28 protein-coding genes and 2 pseudogenes are annotated in these 22,868 nt (G+C 46.9%); 12 read left to right on the top strand and 18 right to left on the bottom strand.

What is annotated here, in order from left to right; translation table 11 throughout:
- Nucleotides 1-116: 116 nt before the first annotated feature.
- On the bottom strand, nt 117-1,310 hold the full coding sequence (locus tag BM334_RS03935) for a restriction endonuclease subunit S (protein WP_092838148.1): 1,194 nt from the start codon (nt 1,308-1,310) through the stop codon (nt 117-119).
- On the bottom strand, nt 1,307-2,857 hold the full coding sequence (locus BM334_RS03940) for a type I restriction-modification system subunit M (RefSeq protein ID WP_092838151.1): 1,551 nt from the start codon (nt 2,855-2,857) through the stop codon (nt 1,307-1,309). Before BM334_RS03940 ends, BM334_RS03935 begins: the two co-directional genes overlap by 4 nt.
- A 373-nt stretch (nt 2,858-3,230) precedes the next feature.
- Here BM334_RS03940 and BM334_RS03945 point away from each other — a divergent pair, with 373 nt between their 5' ends.
- The 7 genes from BM334_RS03945 (at nt 3,231) to BM334_RS03975 (ending at nt 8,196) form a co-directional block, all read left to right on the top strand.
- On the top strand, nt 3,231-4,067 hold the full coding sequence (locus BM334_RS03945; protein WP_241970896.1) for a DUF2971 domain-containing protein: 837 nt from the start codon (nt 3,231-3,233) through the stop codon (nt 4,065-4,067).
- A gap of 151 nt (nt 4,068-4,218) precedes the next feature.
- Nucleotides 4,219-5,547 (top strand): DEAD/DEAH box helicase, encoded by a 1,329-nt coding sequence (locus BM334_RS03950; protein WP_092838155.1) that lies wholly within the window; start codon nt 4,219-4,221, stop codon nt 5,545-5,547.
- Nucleotides 5,548-5,576: 29 nt separating this feature from the next.
- Nucleotides 5,577-5,921: an HAD-IB family phosphatase gene (locus BM334_RS03955; RefSeq protein WP_092838158.1), complete on the top strand. Its 345-nt coding sequence runs from the start codon at nt 5,577-5,579 to the stop codon at nt 5,919-5,921.
- A 54-nt stretch (nt 5,922-5,975) separates the two neighbouring features.
- On the top strand, nt 5,976-6,782 hold the full coding sequence (locus BM334_RS03960) for an alpha/beta fold hydrolase (RefSeq protein WP_092838161.1): 807 nt from the start codon (nt 5,976-5,978) through the stop codon (nt 6,780-6,782).
- A gap of 26 nt (nt 6,783-6,808) precedes the next feature.
- Entirely contained in the window at nt 6,809-7,210 is a 402-nt protein-coding gene (locus tag BM334_RS03965) for a GFA family protein (protein ID WP_092838164.1), read from the top strand.
- 194 nt (nt 7,211-7,404) lie between these two features.
- On the top strand, nt 7,405-7,746 hold the full coding sequence (locus BM334_RS03970; protein ID WP_092838167.1) for a hypothetical protein: 342 nt from the start codon (nt 7,405-7,407) through the stop codon (nt 7,744-7,746).
- A gap of 9 nt (nt 7,747-7,755) precedes the next feature.
- Nucleotides 7,756-8,196, top strand: a complete 441-nt coding sequence (locus BM334_RS03975) for a helix-turn-helix domain-containing protein (RefSeq protein WP_092838170.1) — start codon at nt 7,756-7,758, stop codon at nt 8,194-8,196.
- A gap of 91 nt (nt 8,197-8,287) precedes the next feature.
- On the opposite strand, the pseudogene BM334_RS03980 reads toward BM334_RS03975, so the two are convergent.
- The 4 genes and pseudogenes from BM334_RS03980 to BM334_RS12805 form a co-directional block, all read right to left on the bottom strand.
- Nucleotides 8,288-8,639, bottom strand: a pseudogene (locus BM334_RS03980) (VOC family protein).
- Between the two features lie 17 nt (nt 8,640-8,656).
- Nucleotides 8,657-9,340 (bottom strand): GOLPH3/VPS74 family protein, encoded by a 684-nt coding sequence (locus BM334_RS03985; protein ID WP_092838173.1) that lies wholly within the window; start codon nt 9,338-9,340, stop codon nt 8,657-8,659.
- A gap of 4 nt (nt 9,341-9,344) precedes the next feature.
- On the bottom strand, nt 9,345-9,623 hold the full coding sequence (locus BM334_RS03990; protein WP_177214999.1) for a hypothetical protein: 279 nt from the start codon (nt 9,621-9,623) through the stop codon (nt 9,345-9,347).
- Entirely contained in the window at nt 9,589-9,723 is a 135-nt protein-coding gene (locus BM334_RS12805; protein WP_256209357.1) for a hypothetical protein, read from the bottom strand. Before BM334_RS12805 ends, BM334_RS03990 begins: the two co-directional genes overlap by 35 nt.
- A 118-nt stretch (nt 9,724-9,841) precedes the next feature.
- Here BM334_RS12805 and BM334_RS03995 point away from each other — a divergent pair, with 118 nt between their 5' ends.
- The 3 genes from BM334_RS03995 to BM334_RS04005 all read left to right on the top strand — a co-directional run bounded on the left by BM334_RS03995 (nt 9,842) and on the right by BM334_RS04005 (nt 10,967).
- Nucleotides 9,842-10,279 (top strand): nucleoside deaminase, encoded by a 438-nt coding sequence (locus BM334_RS03995; RefSeq protein ID WP_092838179.1) that lies wholly within the window; start codon nt 9,842-9,844, stop codon nt 10,277-10,279.
- 122 nt (nt 10,280-10,401) lie between these two features.
- The gene (locus tag BM334_RS04000; protein WP_092838182.1) at nt 10,402-10,680 is read left to right on the top strand and encodes a type II toxin-antitoxin system RelE/ParE family toxin; all 279 of its coding nucleotides are present in this window, start codon (nt 10,402-10,404) and stop codon (nt 10,678-10,680) included.
- Nucleotides 10,680-10,967 (top strand): HigA family addiction module antitoxin, encoded by a 288-nt coding sequence (locus BM334_RS04005; RefSeq protein ID WP_092838185.1) that lies wholly within the window; start codon nt 10,680-10,682, stop codon nt 10,965-10,967. The genes BM334_RS04000 and BM334_RS04005 overlap by 1 nt, the downstream gene beginning before the upstream one ends.
- Here the strand turns inward: BM334_RS04005 and BM334_RS04010 are convergent.
- The 12 genes from BM334_RS04010 to rsxA all read right to left on the bottom strand — a co-directional run bounded on the left by BM334_RS04010 (nt 10,964) and on the right by rsxA (nt 21,282).
- The gene (locus tag BM334_RS04010) at nt 10,964-11,560 is read right to left on the bottom strand and encodes a DUF2238 domain-containing protein (protein WP_092838188.1); all 597 of its coding nucleotides are present in this window, start codon (nt 11,558-11,560) and stop codon (nt 10,964-10,966) included. The two genes, BM334_RS04005 and BM334_RS04010, sit on opposite strands and share 4 nt — an antisense overlap.
- A 26-nt stretch (nt 11,561-11,586) precedes the next feature.
- A complete protein-coding gene (locus BM334_RS04015; protein ID WP_092838191.1) occupies nt 11,587-13,473 on the bottom strand; it encodes a GGDEF domain-containing protein in 1,887 nt (628 codons plus the stop codon).
- Nucleotides 13,474-13,499: 26 nt separating this feature from the next.
- Nucleotides 13,500-14,195, bottom strand: a complete 696-nt coding sequence (locus tag BM334_RS04020; RefSeq protein ID WP_092838194.1) for a DUF5020 family protein — start codon at nt 14,193-14,195, stop codon at nt 13,500-13,502.
- Between the two features lie 205 nt (nt 14,196-14,400).
- The gene (gene rnt, locus BM334_RS04025) at nt 14,401-15,057 is read right to left on the bottom strand and encodes a ribonuclease T (RefSeq protein ID WP_092838197.1); all 657 of its coding nucleotides are present in this window, start codon (nt 15,055-15,057) and stop codon (nt 14,401-14,403) included.
- On the bottom strand, nt 15,054-15,458 hold the full coding sequence (gene gloA / locus BM334_RS04030; protein ID WP_055438140.1) for a lactoylglutathione lyase: 405 nt from the start codon (nt 15,456-15,458) through the stop codon (nt 15,054-15,056). Before gloA ends, rnt begins: the two co-directional genes overlap by 4 nt.
- A 14-nt stretch (nt 15,459-15,472) precedes the next feature.
- The gene (gene nth, locus BM334_RS04035; RefSeq protein WP_092838200.1) at nt 15,473-16,108 is read right to left on the bottom strand and encodes an endonuclease III; all 636 of its coding nucleotides are present in this window, start codon (nt 16,106-16,108) and stop codon (nt 15,473-15,475) included.
- Nucleotides 16,109-16,127: 19 nt separating this feature from the next.
- Nucleotides 16,128-16,817, bottom strand: coding sequence for an electron transport complex subunit E (locus BM334_RS04040; RefSeq protein WP_055438138.1), 690 nt, complete (start codon nt 16,815-16,817; stop codon nt 16,128-16,130).
- Complete coding sequence (gene rsxG, locus BM334_RS04045; protein ID WP_420849432.1) at nt 16,814-17,473, bottom strand: electron transport complex subunit RsxG; 660 nt, start codon at nt 17,471-17,473, stop codon at nt 16,814-16,816. Before rsxG ends, BM334_RS04040 begins: the two co-directional genes overlap by 4 nt.
- Nucleotides 17,473-18,531, bottom strand: a complete 1,059-nt coding sequence (gene rsxD / locus BM334_RS04050; protein ID WP_092838206.1) for an electron transport complex subunit RsxD — start codon at nt 18,529-18,531, stop codon at nt 17,473-17,475. The genes rsxG and rsxD overlap by 1 nt, the downstream gene beginning before the upstream one ends.
- On the bottom strand, nt 18,528-20,138 hold the full coding sequence (rsxC, locus tag BM334_RS04055; RefSeq protein ID WP_092838210.1) for an electron transport complex subunit RsxC: 1,611 nt from the start codon (nt 20,136-20,138) through the stop codon (nt 18,528-18,530). The genes rsxD and rsxC overlap by 4 nt, the downstream gene beginning before the upstream one ends.
- Complete coding sequence (gene rsxB, locus BM334_RS04060; RefSeq protein WP_092838213.1) at nt 20,138-20,701, bottom strand: electron transport complex subunit RsxB; 564 nt, start codon at nt 20,699-20,701, stop codon at nt 20,138-20,140. The genes rsxC and rsxB overlap by 1 nt, the downstream gene beginning before the upstream one ends.
- Nucleotides 20,698-21,282, bottom strand: coding sequence for an electron transport complex subunit RsxA (gene rsxA / locus BM334_RS04065; RefSeq protein ID WP_092838216.1), 585 nt, complete (start codon nt 21,280-21,282; stop codon nt 20,698-20,700). Before rsxA ends, rsxB begins: the two co-directional genes overlap by 4 nt.
- A 209-nt stretch (nt 21,283-21,491) precedes the next feature.
- On the opposite strand from rsxA, the gene BM334_RS04070 reads away from it, so the two are divergent.
- Complete coding sequence (locus BM334_RS04070; protein WP_275069355.1) at nt 21,492-22,028, top strand: phosphatase PAP2 family protein; 537 nt, start codon at nt 21,492-21,494, stop codon at nt 22,026-22,028.
- Nucleotides 22,025-22,867, top strand: a pseudogene (locus tag BM334_RS04075) (glycosyltransferase family protein); the annotation flags it as partial. The gene BM334_RS04070 and the pseudogene BM334_RS04075, both read left to right, overlap by 4 nt.
- Nucleotide 22,868: the final 1 nt, after the last annotated feature.

Here is a 22,868-nt window from a genome sequence, read left to right on the forward strand (position 1 = left end):
CTGGTAAGAAATCCTTATCAGTTGCGGTTGGCCGCGCACTTTCTTTGCGAGCAAGGGTCTCAGTTGCTCGGAAAGCAACACTCAAAAGATTGATATTTCCGAGCGCCATCGACATATCAAGCTGCCTGCTCGTCTGGCTTGGGAAAGCTTAGCAGTAAATCACGGTAGTACTCGTACTGCTTTTGCCGCAGCTCGATTTCGCGCGGGAGGCCTTCGGTTATAGAGTTGGTTAGAGCGTCGAATTTGTCGAGTATCGCGACAACACGAGTCTGCTTTTCGGTATTTACAATTGGAATTGGTATTGACTTAATCGCTTTCAAACTCAAAGTTTTTTGATTTCCGCCACCGACGTTTTTCTCTATAAAGCTCTGCCCGATCGCAGATACCAAAATATGGAAGAGATATTTGCTATTAATTTTAGGTTGGATCACCACTGTGTTTTGCCCCATACAAACAGAGTTATCCGAGGGAATGATTCCAACATTCCCATAAGAACCAACTCGAGACATAACCAAATCAAGTTTCTGTGGGCGGTATTTTTTTGTGAAATTGTTAAAAACATCTTCACTAACTTTCAATGTGGTGTTCAAGTTGACAAAACCACCTTTTATATCCGTGACTCGAACCATACTTAAACCAGTTTCCGAATATTGAGGGGTTTGATGTAAAGAATCAAAAACATTCGCCACTTCCCCCAAAGACTTCCACTCCACCTCGCCGTCTTCAAAGCTGAGCAATTTATCGCGGTAGTAGTTGTATTGTTTTTTGCGTGCGGTAAGCTCGGCGGTAAGCTCGGCGGTAAGGGAGGTAAATGCGTCCAAAATTCGGACGATTTCCGCTTGGATTTGCAGCGACTTTTCTGGGTTTTCAGGGCATGGGACTGGGATTGTTATATCGACCAATTTTCCTTTGGTCAGCTTAGCTCGTCCTCCACCAGATAAAAACGGGATGAAGTTAACAGTACAAAGAAAGTGATATAAAAAACGTGTATTCACCCCTGATTTACCTCGGACAACATGGACATGATTGTTAGCCCAAAACTTTCCAGTAACATGCTGAACCGAATAGTTTTCAAGACTTGCTGAGCCATCTTCGGCAATTAAGACGAATTCACCGTCATGAGTATGACCCTCAACATAGTCTTGAATGTTGTTAGCGCCATAGTAAGGGATCGAACCAGGCGCGCGTAGAGACGCTTTGACCGGTTTCCTCCCACTATTGGCTATTTCAAAAAACTGAATATCACCTAGTGTCTTCCAAGCGATGTCAATATCACCAAGTAGCTTCTCCAGATAGTTTATTGCTTTCATGCCTGAGTCCCTTCAATCTCCGCCACAATCGCATCAATATCCGCACGCAATTGGTCAATCTTGGCAACGGTGATTTTCAGCTCGGCGTTAAGCTCGCTAATGTCGATAACTTCGCGATTATCTTTGGCTTCCACATAGCTACTGACGGAGAGGTTGTAGTCACTTTCTGCAACTTTCTCGAACGGTATCGACTTGGCAAAATGCTCAACATCCTCTTTGCTCTCGAACACTTTCATGATCTGCTCGATGTGCTCATCGGTCAGAATATTGTTGTTGGTTTCCTTCTTGAACAGGTTACTCGCGTCAATAAACTGTGTACTGGTGTCTTGCTTATGCTTGGAGAGCACCAAAATGTTGACGGCAATCGTGGTGCCAAAAAACAAGTTTGGCGCTAACGAAATCACGGTTTCAACGTAGTTGTTATCCACGAGGTACTGACGAATTTTTTGCTCAGCACCACCGCGATAGAAAATGCCAGGAAAGCAAACAATGGCTGCACGGCCTTTGCTTGAAAGGTAACTGAGTGCATGCAACACAAAGGCAAAGTCAGCTTTTGATTTTGGTGCTAGTACGCCTGCAGGGGCAAAACGCTCGTCATTAATCAGTGTTGGGTCGTCACTACCTATCCATTTCACCGAGTAAGGGGGGTTAGAAACAATGGCATCAAACGGCTTGTCATCCAGAAAATGTGGGTTAGTGAGCGTGTTTCCTAACTGGATATTGAACTTGTCGTAGTTAATGTTGTGCAAGAACATATTCATACGGGCAAGGTTGTACGTGGTGTGGTTAATCTCCTGCCCGAAGTAACCGTCCTCAATACGATGCACGTCGATGTGCTTTCTCGCCTGCATCAGCAGAGAACCCGAACCCGCTGCTGGGTCATAAATTTTATTGATGCTGGTTTGCCCATGTATAGCCAGTAACGCAATGAGCTTCGATACATGTTGTGGCGTGAAGAACTCGCCACCTGATTTCCCGGCATTCGCTGCATAGTTTGAAATAAGAAACTCGTAAGCGTCTCCGAATAAATCGATTTGGTTGTCTTCGAAGTTGCCGAAGTCTAACCCGGCTACGCCCTTTAATACGGCCGCTAAACGTAGGTTTTTGTCTTTGACGGTATTACCCAAGCGATTGCTGGTGGTATCAAAATCTGCGAACAAGCCTTTAATGTCATCTTCCGATGCATAGCCGTTGGCTGAATTTTCAATTTCACCAAAGATGCGGGCCAGGTCGGTGTTCAAGCTCTCGTTATTGTTCGCGTTTTTGGCAACGTTTACGAATAACTGGCTTGGGTAAATGAAATAGCCTTTGGTTTTAATGGCATCGTCTTTGATTTCGTCGGTAATCACTGAGTCATCAAGTGATGCATAGTTGATGCTTTCATCACCGGCTTCGATGTAGCTGGCGAAGTTTTCGCTGATAAAGCGATAGAACAAGGTACCGAGTACATACTGCTTAAAATCCCAGCCGTCTACTGAGCCACGAACGTCGTTAGCAATCTGCCAAATTTGGCGCTGAAGCGCGGCGCGCTGTTGGGTACTTGTCATTATTTTTCCTGTTTTAGTCCGTTAAAAACGAGTTCGCGACGTAAGGGAAGGCGTCGCGATTTTTATGATTTTGTGATGGTTAAAGTGTGGTTTATTTGGGGGGGCAAGTAAAGCCTAAGTGGGCTGAAATTGCATAAAATTCGGAAGCAATTAAGGGGCAAAATATGGCGACCATGTAAATAGGCCACCATGGTTGCTAACCTGTCAGTTTTTACAGCCATTATTGATTTCCTCTTTTGAGTTTACATAGTAAGCTTCTTGAGTTTAGTTTATTAATTAACCATTTGCGTATAGCTAGCAGGAATCGTGGTTGAAAAATATCACTTCGCTTCGCTAGCTGAACCGCTCAGCGTCATCAAGTGAGGAGAGAGTATTGCTGTTTAAATACCTAGACCCAGACCGGATTGATGTTTTAGATTCGAATCTTATTCGCTTTACGCAGCCGGCTGATTTTAATGATCCCTTTGAGTTCAAGCCGTCCATTTCAACTTTGGCATCTAGAGGTGAAATGGACAATGTGGTTGAACATGAATTGAAAAACTCTCTACAAACGGAGTTAGAAAAGGTACCTGCGGAGGTACGTGGGTTGATTCCCAGAGCACAGTTAGAAGCATTGACGATGGAATTTTATGATCAGCAATGGCCGAAACTGGAAAAGCAATTTTTAGCAATGGGGGACGCCTTTTTTCAAACCTTTGTTCAAAAATCAAATGAACTAATTGGCGTACTCTCGCTAACTGAAAAAAGCAATAATTTACTGATGTGGTCGCATTATGCTCGTTCCCATAAAGGTTTTTGCATCGGTTTTGATGAAAATGATCCGTTTTTCGATCAAAGAAGAAGTGATAAGGACGAGTTTTATTATCTTCGAAAGGTTAAATACGCAAAAGATAGACCGACAAAAAGTATGATGAAGTTGACTGGAACTGAGCTCTTTTTAGTGAAATCAGATGATTGGTATTATGAACAAGAATGGCGCATGTGTGCCGTGTTAAGTGACGCTCATAAAACTATCGAAACGGGAACCTTCCCCATACAGCTTTTTAAATTTCCCAGAGGCGCGGTTAAAGAGGTTATTTTAGGAGCGTGTATGGAAAATAAGTTAAAAGATAAGTTGCTCAATGTTCTTCGAGAGAAATACGAAAAAGTGGTTGTAAAGCAGGCGATTATCTCATCAAATGAATTTAAATTAAATTTCGTTGAGTTATAACTACCCGCATGATTTAGAACTGCTGTATTATGTCGACCTTTCAATCAACAACAGATTCTAGGCAACATGTAACAACGAGATGACAGTATTATAAATTGGCTATTTACAGTAGAATGCACACTCTAATCACAATTGAGATGCCCATTTATACATGACTTTTTCTGAACTCGGGCTTTGCCCTGAAATACTCACCGCCCTTACACGTCAAGGTTACACCGAACCAACCCCTATTCAAGCGCAAGCAATTCCGGCCGTTTTGGCTGGCAAAGACGTGATGGCGGCTGCGCAAACAGGCACGGGTAAAACCGCTGGCTTTACCTTACCGATTTTAGAAATGCTCAAAGACAATGAGCGCGCCACCGCAAATACCGCGCGCGTGCTGATTTTAACGCCAACTCGCGAGCTTGCTGCGCAAGTAGGCGAAAGCGTGATGAATTATGGTGCTGGCTTGCCGATGAATTACGCCGTAGTGTTTGGCGGGGTGAAGATTAACCCGCAAATGATGAAGCTACGCAAAGGTGTTGATATTTTGGTGGCGACCCCTGGCCGCTTGCTTGATTTGTACCAGCAAAACGCCATTCGATTTCCAAAACTTGAAATGCTGGTATTGGACGAAGCCGACCGCATGCTCGACATGGGCTTTATTCACGACATTAAGAAAATTATTAAGTTACTGCCGGCCAAGCGCCAGACGCTCATGTTCTCGGCCACGTTTTCAAATGACATTCGCGCGTTGGCCAAGGGCTTGGTGAACGACCCAGTAGAAATTTCCGTAGCACCACCGAATGCCACTGCTGAGCGTATTGATCAGATCATGTACGCGGCTGATAAAACTCAGAAACCGCGCATGCTCATGCAAATTTTGCGCAATTTGAATTTGCCGCAGGTCATCGTGTTCTCGCGCACCAAACATGGCGCCAACCGTTTGGTGAAGCAATTAGATGGCGACGGCTTTTTAGCGGCCGCAATTCACGGCAACAAAAGCCAAGGCGCGCGCACCAAAGCGCTAGCCGATTTTAAAGCCGGCAAGGTGCAGGTGTTGGTTGCTACTGACATTGCTGCGCGCGGGTTGGATATTGAAAAACTGCCTTATGTAATCAACTACGACTTACCACAAGTACCCGAAGACTATGTGCATCGCATTGGCCGTACTGGCCGAGCAGGGCAGGTGGGCCACGCTATTTCGTTGGTTATGGATGAAGAATTCAGAACGCTTAAAGCGATTGAGCGCTTAATTGGTCAGCCCATTGAACGCCATAAGTTGGAGGGCTTTGCTGATGTTGAGCTTACTGGCAAAACCCCACCACCGAAGAAAACGCCGCGGCCACCGCGTGCTGGACGTAAACCGCAAGGTGGTGGTAACAAGCCAAGCGGTAACAAGCCAAGCGGTAACAAGCCAAGCGGTAACAAGCCTTCGGGTGACGGTAAGCGCCGTGATGGATCTCGTAAAAATAACAACCGCAATCGCGGCCGCGATTAACCTTAAAGGTGTCGTAAGCAGGGGCAGATATGGACATTGCACTATTTGATTTTGACGGCACCATAACTCACCAAGATACCTTTACGCAGTTTGTAAAAACCGCGATACCCAAGCGCCGACAAAAGTGGGGCCGAATAATTTTGGCCCCCAGTATTTTGGGGTACCGCTTGGGTTTAGTTTCGTCCTCGACTATGCGGCAAAAAATTATAAAAGTTGGCTTTCGTAATGTGCCGGCGCAACTTATTGAAGCGCAAGGCCGTACCCACGCAGAAAACTATATTCCTACCGTACTGCGCCCAGAAGCCCTAGAGCGTATTCAATGGCACAAAGCCCGTGGTGACCGCGTTGTGGTCGTTTCAGCATCGTTGGCGTGAAATTGAATGAGTTTGGTGTGGTGGGTGGCAGTAATCGATAAACAAGGAAAAATAATGAAATTAGGTTGGATGTTGTTAGGGCTTGTATTTCCTGTGATGGCTTTTGCTAATCCCAGCTTTGTGAAAGTTAAGGGCTATGATCTGGAATATGAGATTGCCGGAAGTGGTCATGACGTTGTTTTTCTAGAGGCCGGTGGCAGCGCAGGTATGTCGGACTGGAACCCTGTGTTCGAGAGAATATCAGAGCATGCAAAAGTTATTCGCTATTCTCGCGTCGGTAATGGTAACTCAACTGCAATCAAGCAGCATTTTACCTCGCGAGACTATGCTGACCTAGCTAGCACTTTGCTCACTGAACTAGGTATTCAGCAACCCGTCATATTTGTCGCTCATTCCTATGGCGGAAGTGTTGCTCGAGACTTTGCAGCAGCATACCCCGAACAAATAAAAGCCTTGATGATGTTAGATCCTTCGTCTGAGCACGATGTGGATATTTTACGCGCCATAGACTTAGAAAAGGGCAATGAAGAAATTGCTCAAATTAAACTTGCCGATATGGAACGCGGAATGTCGAACCAATATTTGGATTTTTGGAGCAAACGCCCGTTACCAGACTACCCTCAAATTAAAGACATGCCCGTAACCGTTATTACTTCTGTAAAAAAAATGGAAAACCCACCGAATTTGTTCTTTACCGATAGAGGAAGGGAAATGTGGGGCGAACTATGGCAAAAGTGGGCCAATGCGTTCCCGCAAGGTAAATCGGTTTTAACTGAAAAAAGCGGCCATTTTGTGCAAGTTGATGAACCCGAATTAGTGGTTCGCGAGCTTTTGTTGTTGATGCAAAAGGCTGAAAAGTAGCTCTGCAGGCTACAGAGGAAAATTTGATGACTCATTATTCTGGTTCTTGCTTGTGTGGGAATGCAAAATTTGAAGTGGTAGGGAAGTTCGATGGCTTTTACCTATGTCATTGTCAGCATTGCCAAAAGGATACCGGGTCTGCTCATGCCGCAAATCTATTTTCGAACTCAGCGAAGCTGACTTGGTTGGCAGGCTCAGATGCTGTGACTACATTCACGCTTCCAGGGACTCGCCACAAGAAAAGTTTTTGTAAGTTCTGCGGTTCAGCATTGCCAACCATTCACGAGGTGGGGCTGCTCGCCATTCCCGCCGGATGTTTGGATACGGAAGTCGCTATGTCACCAACAGCTCACATCTTTACAGCGAGCAAAGCTGTTTGGACTACAGGTTTAGGTGATGTGCCCGAATTCGAGGGGCTGCCAGAGTGAGCAGCTGTCGCATAATTGCACTGACTAAGAATAGATTGCCAGATAATATTAGTAGGGTCCGCTAAGAGCGAAGACCGGAGATAAGAAAACCTACCTATTGCGTTGTATATTATCGCACCAAAAGGTCAGCCAACACTCTCTTGACATTTTCTAAGTTACAGCTCAAAATAACCTATCAAAATGATAGGTGGCTCATGGACGAGAACACTCCAAAGGGAATTGTCGAATTCCCTCTAACTGAGATGACGGCGCGTTACATCGTTAATGATCTTGCGGTGAACTATAGTTCTCGAATCCGCTGGAGTCGGCATGTGAAACAACGAATGCTTGAGCGAGGCGTTACCTCGCGCCAAATTCTGACACTTTTAAAGAGTAAGCATTCAGTGTTTAGAGAGGGACCTTATCAAGAGCTAAATGGCGATTGGAAATTTAACCTTAAAGGACTTGCCGCGGGGAAAATAATCGAGTTGACGGTAGTGCTTAAAAGTCATCAAGACGCACCGAGTTCGGTGCTTGTTACGGTTTGGGTAGATTAGGAGATGACCATGTACCATTACATTGAAAGCGGTTTGCCTAATGTGTACCTGAAAAATGGCTATTCGATCGAAGTGATTGATGATGAAGAATATACCAGTATTGATGATATGGATGGGCTCCATCGCGTTTTGGCTAGAACAATAGCGAGTAAAGCGATGCCGCTAACCAACGCCGAATTTAAATTTTTACGAATAGAACTTAACCTTTCACAACGTGTTTTGGGCAAATGGTTTGGTGTTTCTGAGCAAACAATTGCTCGTTATGAGAAGGGTCAGTCAGAGATTCCACGTACGACAGATGCAGCATTACGGTCTTTATATATGGAAAGTATTGAGCAAAATAATTCGGTCAGTTATTTCTTAGATTTACTTGCCAACTATGAGGCCGCGCAGGCAGCACAGGAAATTTTACTTGAGGAAGTTGATCGACAGTGGAAACTCGCTGGTTAAGCCATAAATTCAAGAATTAATCGCACTAGGGCCAATGTCCGCTGTTGGCACCAAGCAGCCCCCAACCGCGCATTCTTCAGCGCGATTTAGCTCAGATATCTGACCAAACGGCATACTCATTGTCGCTGGGGCAGGTGAAGTGGAAACGGCGGCCACCCGGGAAGCTGAAAATAGGCTTCACAATAGCGCCGCCAGCTTGTTCAACGCGTTCTAGGCTAGCTTCAAGGTTATTGCTGTAAAGCACTATCAGCGCGCTGCCGTTGCTGGTTGAGGCAACACAATCTGCGCGGTAAAAGCCGCCATCAAGCCCAGCATTTTCTAAGGCGGCGTAGTCAGGGCCATAATCAACGAATGACCAGCCGAAAGCGCGTGTAAGAAAGGCTTTGGTGCCTTCTAAATCGCGAGCTGGCCAACTCTACGTAGTTAATTTTCTCGTTGCTCATATAACTCTCTCCAAGGCTTAGCAGCTACTTGTTGTTGTGGAAGTGGCAGCTATAACAGATGGTATGATAACGGCTACCAGCACCGCGGCTTGAACGGCGTCAATAACATCTTGGGTTACGGCGCCGAGCTCTTCGCCTTTGGCTATTTTTTCAATGCGCTCTTTGTGTGTCTTCAATTCGTCTTTGCTGAACACGCTTTTTAGTAGGTCTGAGCTTTTTGCTAAAGAAACGGTAAGTGCAATTCGTGGGTCTATTTCTAACGGCTTATCTAGCACCAAGCGGCGCATTTCGCTGCGAAGCTGACGCTCTGGCTCGGGATTCGCTTCTGGGTATACCTTGTAGCTAAATATCCACAGAACTTTCTTTTCTTCGCTAGTAATAATGCCGTCTGCAACTAATTGCTCGGCAACTTTGTGCTTTAGTTTGCTGATTTGTGCAATGTGCGATACCCAATTTTTAATGGTGTCAGGACGTTTTCGGTCGGCCATTTTTTGCAATGCCTCGTCCATCACAGTGTCACCTGTAGGCGAGTTGTCGAGCACCTCAACTTTGTCTTTGTTGTCAGTGTTCACGCGAATTCGTTTCAATAAAAGCAACTCAGCAATAATAGCGGCGGCAATAGTGTACTCAAGGTGTGAACCCTTTGTGTTACCGGTTTCTTCTTGCAGTGCAAGTAAGACTAACCCTTCGTATACCTTCATGGTTTTACTCCATTGGTTCGCTAGGTTCTAGTGCGCCAAATACTTGGCCGATAATTTTGTATAAGTTTTGATGATCAAATTCATACTCGGTTTCGGTTTGCACACGGTGAACAAAGACTAGGTCAGAACTTGGGTAAACGCCAAGCATGTGTATGCCAACGCCGGTGTGGTAAAAGGCACGGTTTGGGCGTTTTTCGTTGGGGTTAATGACATTCCATAACATGCCGTAGCCGAAGTCCATGTATTGATTAGTGACTGAGTATGAGGTGGTGCTCTTGATCAATGCGTTGTACCTGCAAATGCTCGGGGTAACCCGGTTCGTTACAGCCACTTAATAGCTCAATGGCTAACAACCCTGTGGCAATCTTTATCTTGATATCCATGATTTCTCTCGTTTTTATTTATCAAACGCCTAACAAAAGCAGTTCGAAAATCGCATTTGTAAATGGATATTGCCTGTGCAATATTCAGGCCTACTTTGCCGTTATTGAGGAACTAAACATGGACAAATTTATGCAGGCAGCCATTGAGGAAGCCAAAAAAGGTATGGAAGAGGGTGGGGTGCCGATCGGTTCGGTGATCGTGCACAACGGCGAAATTATTGGCCGTGGGCATAATCGCCGAGTACAAAGCGGTAGCCCAATTTTACATGGTGAAATGGATGCGTTTGAAAACGCGGGCCGTCAACCGGCTTCGGTGTACCGCGACTGCACTATTTATACGACGTTGTCGCCATGTTGCATGTGCTCTGGCGCAATAGAGTTGTATGGCATTCCGCACGTGGTGGTGGGTGAAAACCAGACTTTTATGGGCGCCGAAGCGCGTTTGCGTGCAGCCGGAGTGAAGGTTGATGTATTACAAGATCCAACCTGTATTGAATTAATGAACACTTTTATTGCCAATAATCCGACGCTTTGGAACGAGGACATAGGCGAATAACTTACAGAGATATAAAGCTTTAATCACTTATGTGTGTTGCTGCTAGTGAGTAAACTGATTCATGCAGATAAACATTAATTATTGACAGTGTTGCGCGACGCGCTACACTTTGGTGTACATGCATGATCAAATCAATAAAACATAAAGGACTGAAGCTTTTCTTTGAAACAGGAAGCACCTCGGGAATTCAAAGCAAACACGCTAAGCGGTTACGCATGCAGTTAACGGCGCTTTCTACTGCGATAGACATCGGTGATATTAATTTACCAGGTTATGGACTACACGAGTTGAAAGGCAGTCGAGCAGGGATATGGTCTATATCGGTTAGCGGAAATTGGCGGCTGACCTTCGATTTTTTAAATGGCCATGTATACTTACTGAATTACGAGGATTATCATTAATGATCATGGAAAATCCAGCGCATCCAGGCGAGTTTATTGTCGAAACCTACATGCGGCCTTACCAATTAAGTTGTCGGTTTTTGGCTAAAAAACTTGATGTAGCGCCTTCAACTTTAAATCGTATTCTAAAATGCCAAAGTGCAATTAGTCCAGAAATGGCTTTGCGTTTATCCAAAGCGTTAGGGCGTACCCCACAAAGCTGGCTTGCAATGCAAGATAATTACGACCTTTGGCAAGCGTCGCAGTGTGTGCGGTTAGACAATGTTGAAAAAATTGCCATGCTTTAATTGGAATGACGGTATTTGGAGAACCAGAACAACACCAATGCTGCCAATGCACCCAGGGTATCGGCGAGCATGTCTTTTTGTGCGTCCCACTCGTCGCCTTGCGAGCCTAGAAACTCGATACCGGCATCGCCGCCTTCTATAACCGCAAATTGCCATTCAATAATTTCATAAGCCGCCGCCACCGACATGATAAAAAATAACCCGAAGAACATGGCTGTAACGGGGCGCGCCCAGTTTTTGCGTACCAGTAGTTCGGCAGCCGCATAGGCATAAAAACCGACGCTAAAGTGCGCTACACGGTCATAATGATTGCGTTCAAACCCAAAAGTGTCAGTCACCCAGTCAAACGGCACGTTGGCAAACGTATAGTGAGCGCCAACGGTGTGCATAATCAGCAATACGCTCATCAGCACGTAACTGGTATTGCTGAATTGAAATTTTCGGTAGGTAAGTAGTAACCCAGCAAAAATAGCCATGATGGGAACCATTTCAGCCCACCACACGCGCATGTCGGCCGGGTTAATAGACGACCACACCATGGTGGCAACAATCATCAAGGCTAGAATATGAGGAACACGTTGTTGCCAGGCCATTGGTTTGTCCTTATTTTGGTTTTGTTCTAATCGTTGCAGCGACTTACCTGAATGTTTTTGTGCGGTAAGGTTTTAACTAACGGTTCAGTAAGTGCCAATTGTAACGCTTTTTCGGTTTCAATATGTTCTATACAAACCCAGCAGTCTCGTTGCGTTTCTTTGCCGTAGTATAAAGCCGCATCGGCTAACTGAACTAGGGTTTGCCACGTTGCGCTAAACATTTGCGTATTAAACGGATAAATAATACCACCAAGGGTGCACGTTAGCGTTACTTGCTCAGTTTTATTTACAACAAACGGCGTGCTTCTTACTGCTAAGCGTATGCGGTTAGCAATATCTTGATAGGCCGTATTTTTGTCAACGCGACTAACGACCACAAATTCTTCGCCACCCCAGCGCACGAGCATATCGGTTTCGCGTATTGCTGATTCAACACGGCGGCTGAATTCGCACAGTACCTTATCGCCAACATCGTGGCCATAGGTGTCGTTAAACGATTTGAAATGGTCAATATCGAGTACAAAAATAGCTAATTCATACGGATTTTTTTCTTCAATGGCACGCTTCACTAACTTTAATTCACGACCAATTTGTTGTTCAAAATAACGTCGATTATAAAGCCCAGTTAATGCGTCATGTACACTCATTTGTTCAAATTGTTGTGCTAATTTTCGGTTCTTCTCTAAGCGTAAAGCAAATAGTAATACGGCCATAACTAATATGACGGTAATAGCAAACGTGAGTGTTACTTGGCTTTCGTGTTTTTCTTGCTCTGCTCGCTTGAGGGCTTTTTCGTTTTCAATTAGCTGTGACTTTAAACGCGACTCTTGCGTTAGGCGATTCAACTCAGCGTTTGAAGCAGCTATGGTTGAGCTCTGCTTAAGGCTTTTCTCAAGTTTATTAACAAATAATCTGTGTAAGCCATTTAGGCCTATTATACGAATATTGTCGTCAGCATGCTGAGCAATACGCTTATATAAGTCTAGTTCTACTTCGACTGGAGTATTGGCCGATAACCTTTCGCAATTGGGTAAGCCACTAATCTCGCTCCAATTCAGTAGTAACCAGTCGCGGTAGCAGTCGAGATATTGGGTATCAATTTCGTTACTGTGCGGGGAAGAATCAGCTTGCTGAAGATAGTTTCGCGCGAGTTCTAGTTGTTGTGTTTTGTATGCAGCTAGCGCCGAAAAAATGAGTGTAGATTTACGCAGGTCATTGCGGTTGATATCAACTTTTTCAAACCACTCTAAGGCTTCGTCATATTTATGAACATGAAAGGCGTTGGCAACCCCTAAGTTGAAGTAGGTTAACGTAATGGCGCGATCGGAATAAGCAGCATCCTCAGGGTGTGATTGTTTTCGCTCTTTAAAGCGTTCAATAGTTTCTTTATGAAGCTGAATGCCCTTTGCTACATAGTCAGCATCGCCGTACATGATATAAAGCGTGGCGGTATTCAACATCAAGTCATTGAGTACAAAAAAGTTAATTTTATCGCCGAATTCGAGCCCTTGTTCGTAGGTGGCGAATGCAGCGCTGATGTTACCTATGCTCGCTTGTGCCCAGCCTATCGACGATAGCATACGCGCGGCATCATTAATGCGATCGGCTTCAAGCGCGTCGGCATAGAACTGATACATTAATTCGATGGTTGTCTCATCGACATCTAACAATGATTCGACGCAAATAAAGCGGTAATCAAAGTCATCAGGCTTGGGCGGAGTTTCGCGACAAATTTCTTGCGCTTGAGCGTTATTGAAATCGCTGTAGTATTGATTAGCAAGTATACGCTGCTGTTGATAATGCGCGTCGTCTGCTTGGGGTTGGGCAGTGCTCGGCGCCCCTAAAAAAGCACCGAACAAAACGATGGAAAGTGTCAGATAGCGAATAGTATTGAGTCGTTTCCATCGGTACATCGAACACCTTATTTATTACATTATTATTATAGATGAACCTTTAGTAACAAATTTACATTGCGTTCGTCAACATTTGGAATGCCGAACTTGTTATTCCAATGAGCGTATTCAACACCCACATATAGGCGGTTGTCATAACCGATCATAGGGCCGATGTTGTACTTGAGCTGTGAGGTAAAGTTCATTTCGGCGGCATGACCTTCGCTGGCTGAAGACCAGTCGATAAATCCGTCGTAGTAGAAGTTTTCGGCAAAAGGCACGCCCCAAACGGCGGTGAGCTGATAGTTACTTTCGTAAAACTCGTTGCTACGGCGGTATGCATTGAGCTGTAAGTAATCAAAACCGGTTACATTTAAGTCGGTACCTAAGCCAATTAGATAGTTATCGAAGCCTTGGCCGATTTCCCAAGTGGTTGCCACGTAGGCGGCTTTGAATAGGTTATTTTCATTGAAATCCATGACTTTGAAGCGTGGTGACACTTCGGCATAAGTTTCGGTGTCGCCGTTATCTGACTTTAACCGGTCAACAAATAAAAATGAGTCGCCCCAGCTGTAGCCGGCTGCATGTTCAAAGGTGAAAACTTGGCGGTTGGTGTCGCCAACTTCATAGTTTGAGCCATTTAAGTAGGTGGCGCTGATGTCTTGCCAGTTTATTTTGGCTTGGGCGGCTGGCGCTGCAACTAGAGTAGCTAAGGCTAGGGTGGTGAATAGCTTTTTGTTCATACATCATCTCGCGTTATCGTAGCCCGGCGTTTTACGCCGGGTGATGCACAGCATCGTTACTGTTCAATTTGGTGATCAAATTTTGCACCGTGGTCGCATGCGGCAATCACAGCTGGCACCGTGGTCGCATGCGGCAATCACAGCTGGCACCGTGGTCGCATTTGGCAATCACAGCGCTTCGCGCTACCCGGCGTGGAACGCCGGGCTACAGCGGCCAGCCGCCGAGGGTTTTGTAGCGGTTGACCATGTAGCAGAAGAGTTCGGCTGTGCGTTCGGTGTCATATACGGCTGAGTGCGCTTGTTTACTGTCAAACTCAATGCCTGCTGCTTGGCAAGCCTTAATCAACACGGTTTGCCCCAAGAACACGGCAGCGAGGGCAGCGGTGTCGAAGGTAACAAACGGATGAAACGGGTTACGCTTTAAATTGGCTCGCTCGGTTGCTGCCATAACAAAGCCGTGATCAAAGGTGGCATTGTGGCCAACCAAAATACACCGCTGACAACCGGCGTCTTTTTGGGCTTTGCGAATTGGTTTAAACATTTCTTTTAGTGCTAAAGATTCGTCCACAGCGCCGCGCAATGGCGAGTGGGGATCTATGCCATTAAAGTCGATGGCCGCCTGCTCAATATTTGCCCCTTCAAAGGGCTCAATGTGATAATGCAGGGTTTGGTCGGGCACTAACAAACCGTCGTCATTGAAACGTAAGGTCACCGCAGCAATTTCAAGTAACGCGTCGGTTTTCGCGTTAAAGCCAGCTGTTTCCACGTCAATAACCACCGGCATGTAGCCGCGAAAGCGACTTTTCATCAGCTCGCCGGTAGTCGTTGTGTTTTCTACCGCTGGGGTTTGGTCAGTACTCATAAATCTCCAGGATTTTTGGCGCTGCGATCGATCAATTCAATGGCATAGCCGTCTGGGTCGCGTACAAATGCAATGATGGTTTTGCCGCCTTTCACTGGGCCTGGCTCGCGGTAAACATCTGCACCTGCAGCTTTTAGTTTATCGCATAACCCGTAAATATCTTCGACGCCGATGGCAATGTGGCCAAATGCACCACCATGTTCGTATTCGCTAACGCCCCAGTTATAGGTGAGCTCTAGCACGGTGTGGTCTATTTCGTCGCCATAACCGACAAAAGCCAGCGAGTATTTGTATTCTTCGTTGTCAGCTGTTCGCAACAATTTCATGCCCAAGTTTTGGGTGTAAAAATCAATTGAACGTTGCATGTCGCCAACACGAAGCATGGTGTGTAATAAACGCATGAAAAATACTCCTATTAGTCGTCTGTTTTGTCTTTAAACTCGCACAAGTCTTCAATAATACAGCTGCCACAGCGTGGTTTGCGGGCGATACAGGTATATCGACCATGCAAAATAAACCAGTGGTGCGCGTCTACTTTAAACTCGCTCGGTATGACTTTTTCTAAGCGATCTTCTACCGCACGAACGGTTTTGCCTGGCGCAAACTTAGTGCGGTTTGCGACGCGAAAAATATGGGTATCGACGGCAATGGTCGGCCAGCCAAAGGCGGTGTTTAATACCACGTTCGCGGTTTTACGGCCCACGCCCGGTAACGCCTCAAGCGCTTCGCGGCTTTCTGGTACTTCGCCGTTATAGTCGCGTACTAATATTTCACAGGTTTTGATAACGTTTTCGGCTTTTGAATTAAACAAACCGATGGTTTTAATATAGTCGCGAACGCCCTCAAGGCCTAAGTCAAGCATGGCTTGTGGGGTGCGTGCTGCTGGGAACAAGTGTTTGGTGGCTTTATTAACGCCCACATCGGTAGCCTGTGCCGACAGCAATACGGCTATCAACAACTCAAATGTTGAGCTGTATTCCAACTCGGTGGTTGGGTTTGGGTTGTTGGCGCGCAGGCGCTCAAGTATTTCAATTCGTTTTTGTTTGTTCATAGCAAATCAATATGACCCATTACTGAGAAGTGACGCGCGCACGCGTGACCACTTTTTCGGGTTTTTCAGCGCGGGCGGCGCGGTATTGGTCAATCCAATTTTTACCGGCAATAATAAAGCCCATAACAATAAATGCGCCCGGCGGCAATATTGCCAGTAGCAATGGGTAGTCTACGGTGAATAACTCAATGCGCAAGCCTGCAGCCCATTCGCCAAGTAACAAGTTGGCGCCGTCAAATAGGGTGCCGTTACCGATAATTTCGCGAATACCGCCTAATAGTACCAAAACTAAGGTAAAGCCCAAGCCCATCATTAAGCCGTCGAAGGCTGCGTGGTGCCATGGATTTTTCGACGCGTAAGCTTCGGCGCGGCCAATAATGGCGCAGTTGGTCACAATAAGCGGAATAAAAATACCCAGCGCTTGATACAAGCCATATACGTACGCGTTCATCAGCAATTGAATGACGGTGACAAAGGTCGCAATCACCATAACAAACACGGGAATGCGGATTTCTTTGGGGACAAACTCACGCACTAACGACACGGTGATGTTTGAGCCGATTAAGACTAATAAGGTGGCTAAACCTAAGCCCAATGCGTTGGTTACTGTTGCCGTAACGGCCAGCAACGGGCATAAGCCTAATAACTGAACTAACGCTGGGTTGTTGTTCCAAAGCCCTTGCCAAGTGAGTTCTTTGTAGGTGCTCATTGCGGTTCTCCTACGGTATCAATAGTGTCGGCGGGCGCATGACAGTTTGCCGGAGCTGTAAACCATACTTGTTGCTCTTTCTCAAACACAATAGCGGCACGTTTTACCGCTTGTACAACGGCGCGTGGGGTAATGGTTGCGCCAGTAAATTGGTCAAACATGCCGCCGTCACGCTTTACTGCCCAGCGGGTATCATCAGTACCGTTTACGCGCTGACCGTTAAAGCTAAGAATCCAGTTGTTCTTGCGCAGTTCTATTTTGTCACCAAGCCCAGGTGTTTCTTGGTGTTGCAAGGTGCGCACCCCAGCTACAGAGCCGTCAACATTCATTGCTACCAACAAATGAATTGCACCGCTGTATCCATTGGGCGCTGTCACTTCCATAGCGGCTGCGGTTGGCTGTCCGTCAACAAGCGCGCGGTAAACACGGCGAGGCTGCACACCTAAATCGGGGTGGCTAATGAGCGTGCAGCTGTCATATAAGTCATTATCATGCTTACTGGCTGGAATAATTTGGTTTAAAACGCGTAACAGTTCCTGCTGTTGTTGGCGCTCAATTTCGTCTTCAGTTAGTAGCGACGTCATGACCACTAAAAAGGTCGCTATTACAGCGAACCCAGCCAAAATAAGACCATTACGTTGCATGCTTTTTAAGATCATGAGCGACCTCCGTGCCCATAGGCTATCGGTTGGGTGTAGCGGTCGATAACGGGTACGCACATGTTGGCTAACAGCACGGCAAAGGCTACCGCGTCTGGGTAGCCGCCCCAGGTGCGAATTGCAAACACAATAAAGCCAACGAGCAGCCCAAATACCCAACGACCTTTGTTAGACGTCGCAGCCGTGACGGGGTCGGTGGCAATGAAAAATGCACCCAACATAGTGGCACCGCTAAGTAGGTGCAACATTGGGGTAATGGCTTGGTCGGGGTTAAACAACCAGTAAATAGCAGCGGGCACCAACAAGCCGACCAACATGCCGCCAGGTATGTGCCAGCTAATGATTTTTTGCTTAATGAGTACTAAACCACCCGCTAAAAATGCAAAATTAACCCAAGCCCAACCGATACCAGCAATATCGCCGAAAATAGGTTTATTTAGTGCCTCAGTTAAGGTTAATTGATGATTTAAATCATTGCGTAAGCTATCAAGTGGGGTTGCCATGGTCATGCCGTCAATGCCCATGCGCAGTTGCTCAAGGTTATAGCCAGCGCTGGTGAACCCAGTGAAAATAAGGTTGAGAGTGTCGGTAATACTTACCTGAATTTGTGCCAATTCGGCAGGAATAGGCCAGCTTGTCATTTGCACCGGAAAGCTGACAAGCAGTAACACATAGCCAGCCATGGCTGGGTTAAACAAGTTTTGCCCCACGCCGCCATAGACGTGTTTGACCACCACAATGGCAAACGCCGTACCCATAACAATAATCCACCAAGGCGCTAAGGCTGGAATACTTACCGCCAGCAATACCGCGGTAACAATTGCGGTGTGATCTTGCCAAGCATGGCCAATAGGGCGGCCACGCATGCGCATACACAAACCTTCAGCAACCCAAGCGGTGAAGAGCGCTAGCGCTAATTGAATATAAACGCCAAAACCAAAAAAATATGTTTGTACCAGCACGCCAGGAATTAACGCTAAATACACCCAGCGCATTACTTGCTGCGTGGTACGGCGTTGGTGGGTGTGGGGCGAAGCCGCTATTTTAAAGGTCATTCGTCGTCACCTTCTTGGTTTTGTTTGGCTGCGGCAGCCGCTTGTGCTGCTTTGCGTGCTTTGGCACGAGCAATCGCTGCTTGCACGGCGTCTTGCGGATTATCGCCGCCTTGGGCAACCGCTTCGGCTTGGGCTTTTTTACGTGCTTCGGCGGCTTTGCGATGACGCTCAAGGCGCTCTTGTTTTTCTCGCTCTAGGCGTTCTTGGCGCGCTTCAAAGCGTTCTCGAGCCACTTCGGCTTTGGCTTTTTCACGCGCAATATTTCGAATTTCAGCTTTGGCCTTACGGTAATAATGAACCAGCGGAATTTCACTTGGGCACACGTAGGCACAGGCGCCACACTCAATGCAGTCAAATAGGTTTTGTTGTTCTAAACCATCATAGTCTTTGGCTTTGGCCAGCCACTGCATTTGTTGCGGCAGTAATTGGGCTGGGCACACATCGGCGCAGGCGCCGCAGCGAATACAGTTCATTTCTTCAGCCGCGGGAGCTAATTCTTGGTTGCTCGGCACTAAAATGCAGTTGGTTATTTTTACCACCGGTACGTCTAAGTCAGGTAGGGTGAAGCCCATCATTGGGCCGCCCATAATCACTCGCTGTTCTTGTTTAGAGTCTGCAACAGGCTCAAAGCCGCACTGGTTCAATAGCTCGGCCACGGTAGTGCCTATGCGTACCCAGTAGTTTCCTGGCTTGGCGATATTGTCACCGGTAACAGTAACCACGCGCTCAATTAACGGCTTTCCGTTTAACACCGCCTGCGCGACAGCATAGGCGGTACCGACGTTTTGCATGACTAATCCAACGTCGATAGGCAGCCCACGGCTCGGCACTTGGCGACCAGTAAGTAGCTGAATAAGTTGCTTTTCGCCACCCGACGGGTACTTGGTGGGTACCACGCGCAAGGCCAGCTGTGGGTAGTTGGGCAATAATGCTTCAAAAGCTGCTATGGCTTCTGGTTTATTTGCCTCAATGGCGATCAGTGCTTTTTCGCAGCCGGCAATATGCAACAGAATTTCTGTGCCATCGATAATGGTTTGCGCGTGCTCGCGCATTAATCGGTCGTCAGCCGAGATATACGGCTCGCATTCAACGCCATTAATAATTAAGTAATCCAATGGCCGTTGTAGGGCTAATTTTTGTGCCGTCGGGAAGCCTGCGCCACCTAAACCAGCCACGCCAGCTTGGCGAATACGGTCGAGCAATTCAGCGCGGCTTAAGCTGGTGTAGTCGGCAAGTGGTGCAAAGCTATAAAACTCGTCGTTACCGTCAGCGTCAATGGTAATGACGGTGTCGGTAAGGCCCGACGGGTGGGCAATACGGCCAGGGCCTATAGCACTTACCGTGCCTGAGGTTGGGGCGTGCACCGGTAAGGCATTATTAATTCCCACTTGAGTTAATGGCTGGCCTGCTTTTACGTTATCACCGACCGCCACCAATAAGTCGCCGACCGGGCCTGAGTGCTGTTTAATGGGCACAATAAACTGCTTCGCCAACGGCAATACTTCAATAGGGGTGCTATTGGAACGGTCTTTACGCTCCGGTGGGTGAATGCCCCCCGGGAAAGTCCAAATATGACCGGCTTCAATCGCTTTCGTGGCTGCAGACATTAGTGCGACGACTCCACATTTTTCACAGGTATTTGTTGTAAGTCCCACTGCCAATTGTCGGGGCGAACGGGCACTGGCACCATATCAATGCAATCAACAGGGCATGGTTCAACACATAGGTCACAGCCGGTGCACTCGTGGGCAATGACTGTGTGCATTTGTTTCGCGGCGCCCAAAATGGCATCGACAGGGCAAGCTTGAATACATTTCGTGCAGCCAATGCACTCGTCTTCACGAATGACCGCCACTTTTTTAACGTCTTCTTCGCCATGTGCGGCGTCGAGCGGCTTGGCTTCGACCCCCATTAAGTCGGCGAGTGAGTTAATCGTGGCTTGGCCGCCGGGTGGGCATTTATTGATTTCATCGCCGTTGGCAATAGCTTCCGCGTATGGGCGGCAGCCTGGGTAGCCGCACTGGCCACATTGGGTTTGTGGCAGCAGGGCATCAATTTGGTCAACAATAGGGTCACTTTCAACCCGAAAGCGAACCGCCGCAAAGCCCAGTACCAAGCCGAAGGCTAACGCTAATACACCTAATACAATGAGTGCAGTTACAACAGTCATGCCGTAGTCACCAGTCCGCTAAAGCCCATGAACGCAAGTGACATAAGGCCGGCGGTGATCATCGCAACAGCAGCGCCTTTGAATGGCAGGGGCACGTCGGCAGCGGCTAAACGTTCGCGTAGTGCAGAAAATAATATCAGCACCAATGAAAAACCGACGGCGGCGCCGAAACCATAAATAATCGACTCTATAAAGTTGTGCTGTTCATTAATGTTCAGCAAGGCAACGCCAAGTACCGCACAGTTGGTGGTAATGAGCGGTAAGAAAATGCCAAGTAAACGGTACAGCGTCGGACTAGTTTTGTGCACCACCATTTCGGTAAATTGCACCACAACGGCAATAACCAAAATAAAGCTCAGGGTCTGCAATGCCATGAGATCAAGTGGCACTAAAATATATTCACTGACTAAATAACTTGAAACCGATGCTAGTGTTAGCACGAATGTGGTTGCTGCAGACATGCCAACGGCCGTTTCCAACTTATTGGAAACGCCCATAAATGGGCAGAGCCCTAGAAATTTTACCAACACGAAATTGTTGACTAGTACTGTTGCCACCAACAGCAGTAGGTAGTCACCCATGGTTGCTTCCGTCCGATTGCAATGAATGGGCGATATTATCGAATGTTTAGCGCTTTGAAACAACCGATAGACTGTAGTGTTATTCATATTTGTTGGATATTTTCTAGCACATTGTCATGAAAGGTTCACAAATCTGTCACTGAGCTGTTACTCACATTGGCTAAATTTCGTTCAAGTCAGGCACGGCAAGCCACAAGAGGCGAGAACGTATGACAGCTTTTATGACCCGTTGGGTTGGACGACTAAGCCAGTTTGATCAACGTAGTTTTCACTGGCTTAATGGCCGCGCCAGGCGCTGGTGCGGGCACAAGGTAACGCGCTGGATTTCGCGTTCGGGTGACGGCTATAGCTATGCCATTATCGCGTGCTTGCTAGCCAGTTTTCATGGCACCGAAAGTTTGCCGCTCATTACCACGTTAGTTATTGGTTTTGCTGTAGAAATACCGCTATTTACCCTGCTTAAAAGGCTGCTAAAACGGCAGCGGCCATACCAAAGATTTCCTTCGTTTCATGCGGCTATTATGGCCCACGACCAGTTTAGCTTTCCTTCGGGCCATACCACGGCCGCATTTTTATTCGCTGGCATTATGAGCGCGTATTTTCCGGCATGGATTAGCTTGTTTTATGTATGGGCAGTTGCGGTGGGTTTATCGCGTGTATTACTTGGCGTGCATTATCCCGGAGATATCGCTGCAGGCGCCTTATTAGGTTCAGCACTAGCATGGCTAGCATTGGGGGTTGTATGAAAATTCTAGTAGGCATTCAAGGCACCGGAAATGGCCATTTAAGTCGATGTGTTGCTTTGGCCGAGGCCTTGGCCAAATATCCACAAGTACAAGTTGATTATTTAGTGTCGGGCCGCCCCAAAGAGCAACTGTTTGATATGGAAGTTTTCGGTAACTGGCAATGGCGCGAGGGCTTGTCGTTTGTAGTGCAACATGGGCAGGTGAATGTACGAGCAACCTTAGCACGAAATAATTGGCAGCAGTTTTGGCGTGACGCACGCCAGCTAAAGTTAAACGATTATGACTTGGTGGTTAGTGACTACGAGCCTATCACGGCTTGGGCGGGGCGTTTGCAAGGCAAACCGGTTATTGGGTTAGGGCGCCAATATGCGTTTTTTAAAGAAACCCCAAGCTTACCGATTTCTGCATTGCAACGGCAGTTGTTGCGCTGGTTTGCGCCAGCTAAAACAGTGGTTGGTATGCACTGGCTTGACGATGCGTCACATGTCCTACCGCCAATTATTCATCATCGGGGCGATCGTCAACGCGTGATAGAAGGAAACTACTTGGTTTATCTGCCGTTTGAGGGCTTAGGCGCCATTCATGGCTTACTAAGTTGCTTTCCTCAGGTTCAGTTTCATGTATTTCATCCAGCAGCCGAGGAACAGCAAATTGGGCATATTCGCTATAGTGCTCCGTCTCGAATAGGTTTTGCACAAGCCATGGGGCAAGCTGAAGGCATCATTAGTAACGCTGGCTTCGAAACAGCAAGTGAAGCATTGGCGCTAGGGAAAAAACTTCTGGTGAAGCCGTTAGTGGGACAGTTTGAGCAGATAGCAAATGCCAATTGCTTACAGAAAG

The sequence above is a fragment of the Pseudidiomarina donghaiensis genome (genome assembly GCF_900116895.1).
GTDB classification, from domain to species: domain Bacteria; phylum Pseudomonadota; class Gammaproteobacteria; order Enterobacterales; family Alteromonadaceae; genus Pseudidiomarina; species Pseudidiomarina donghaiensis.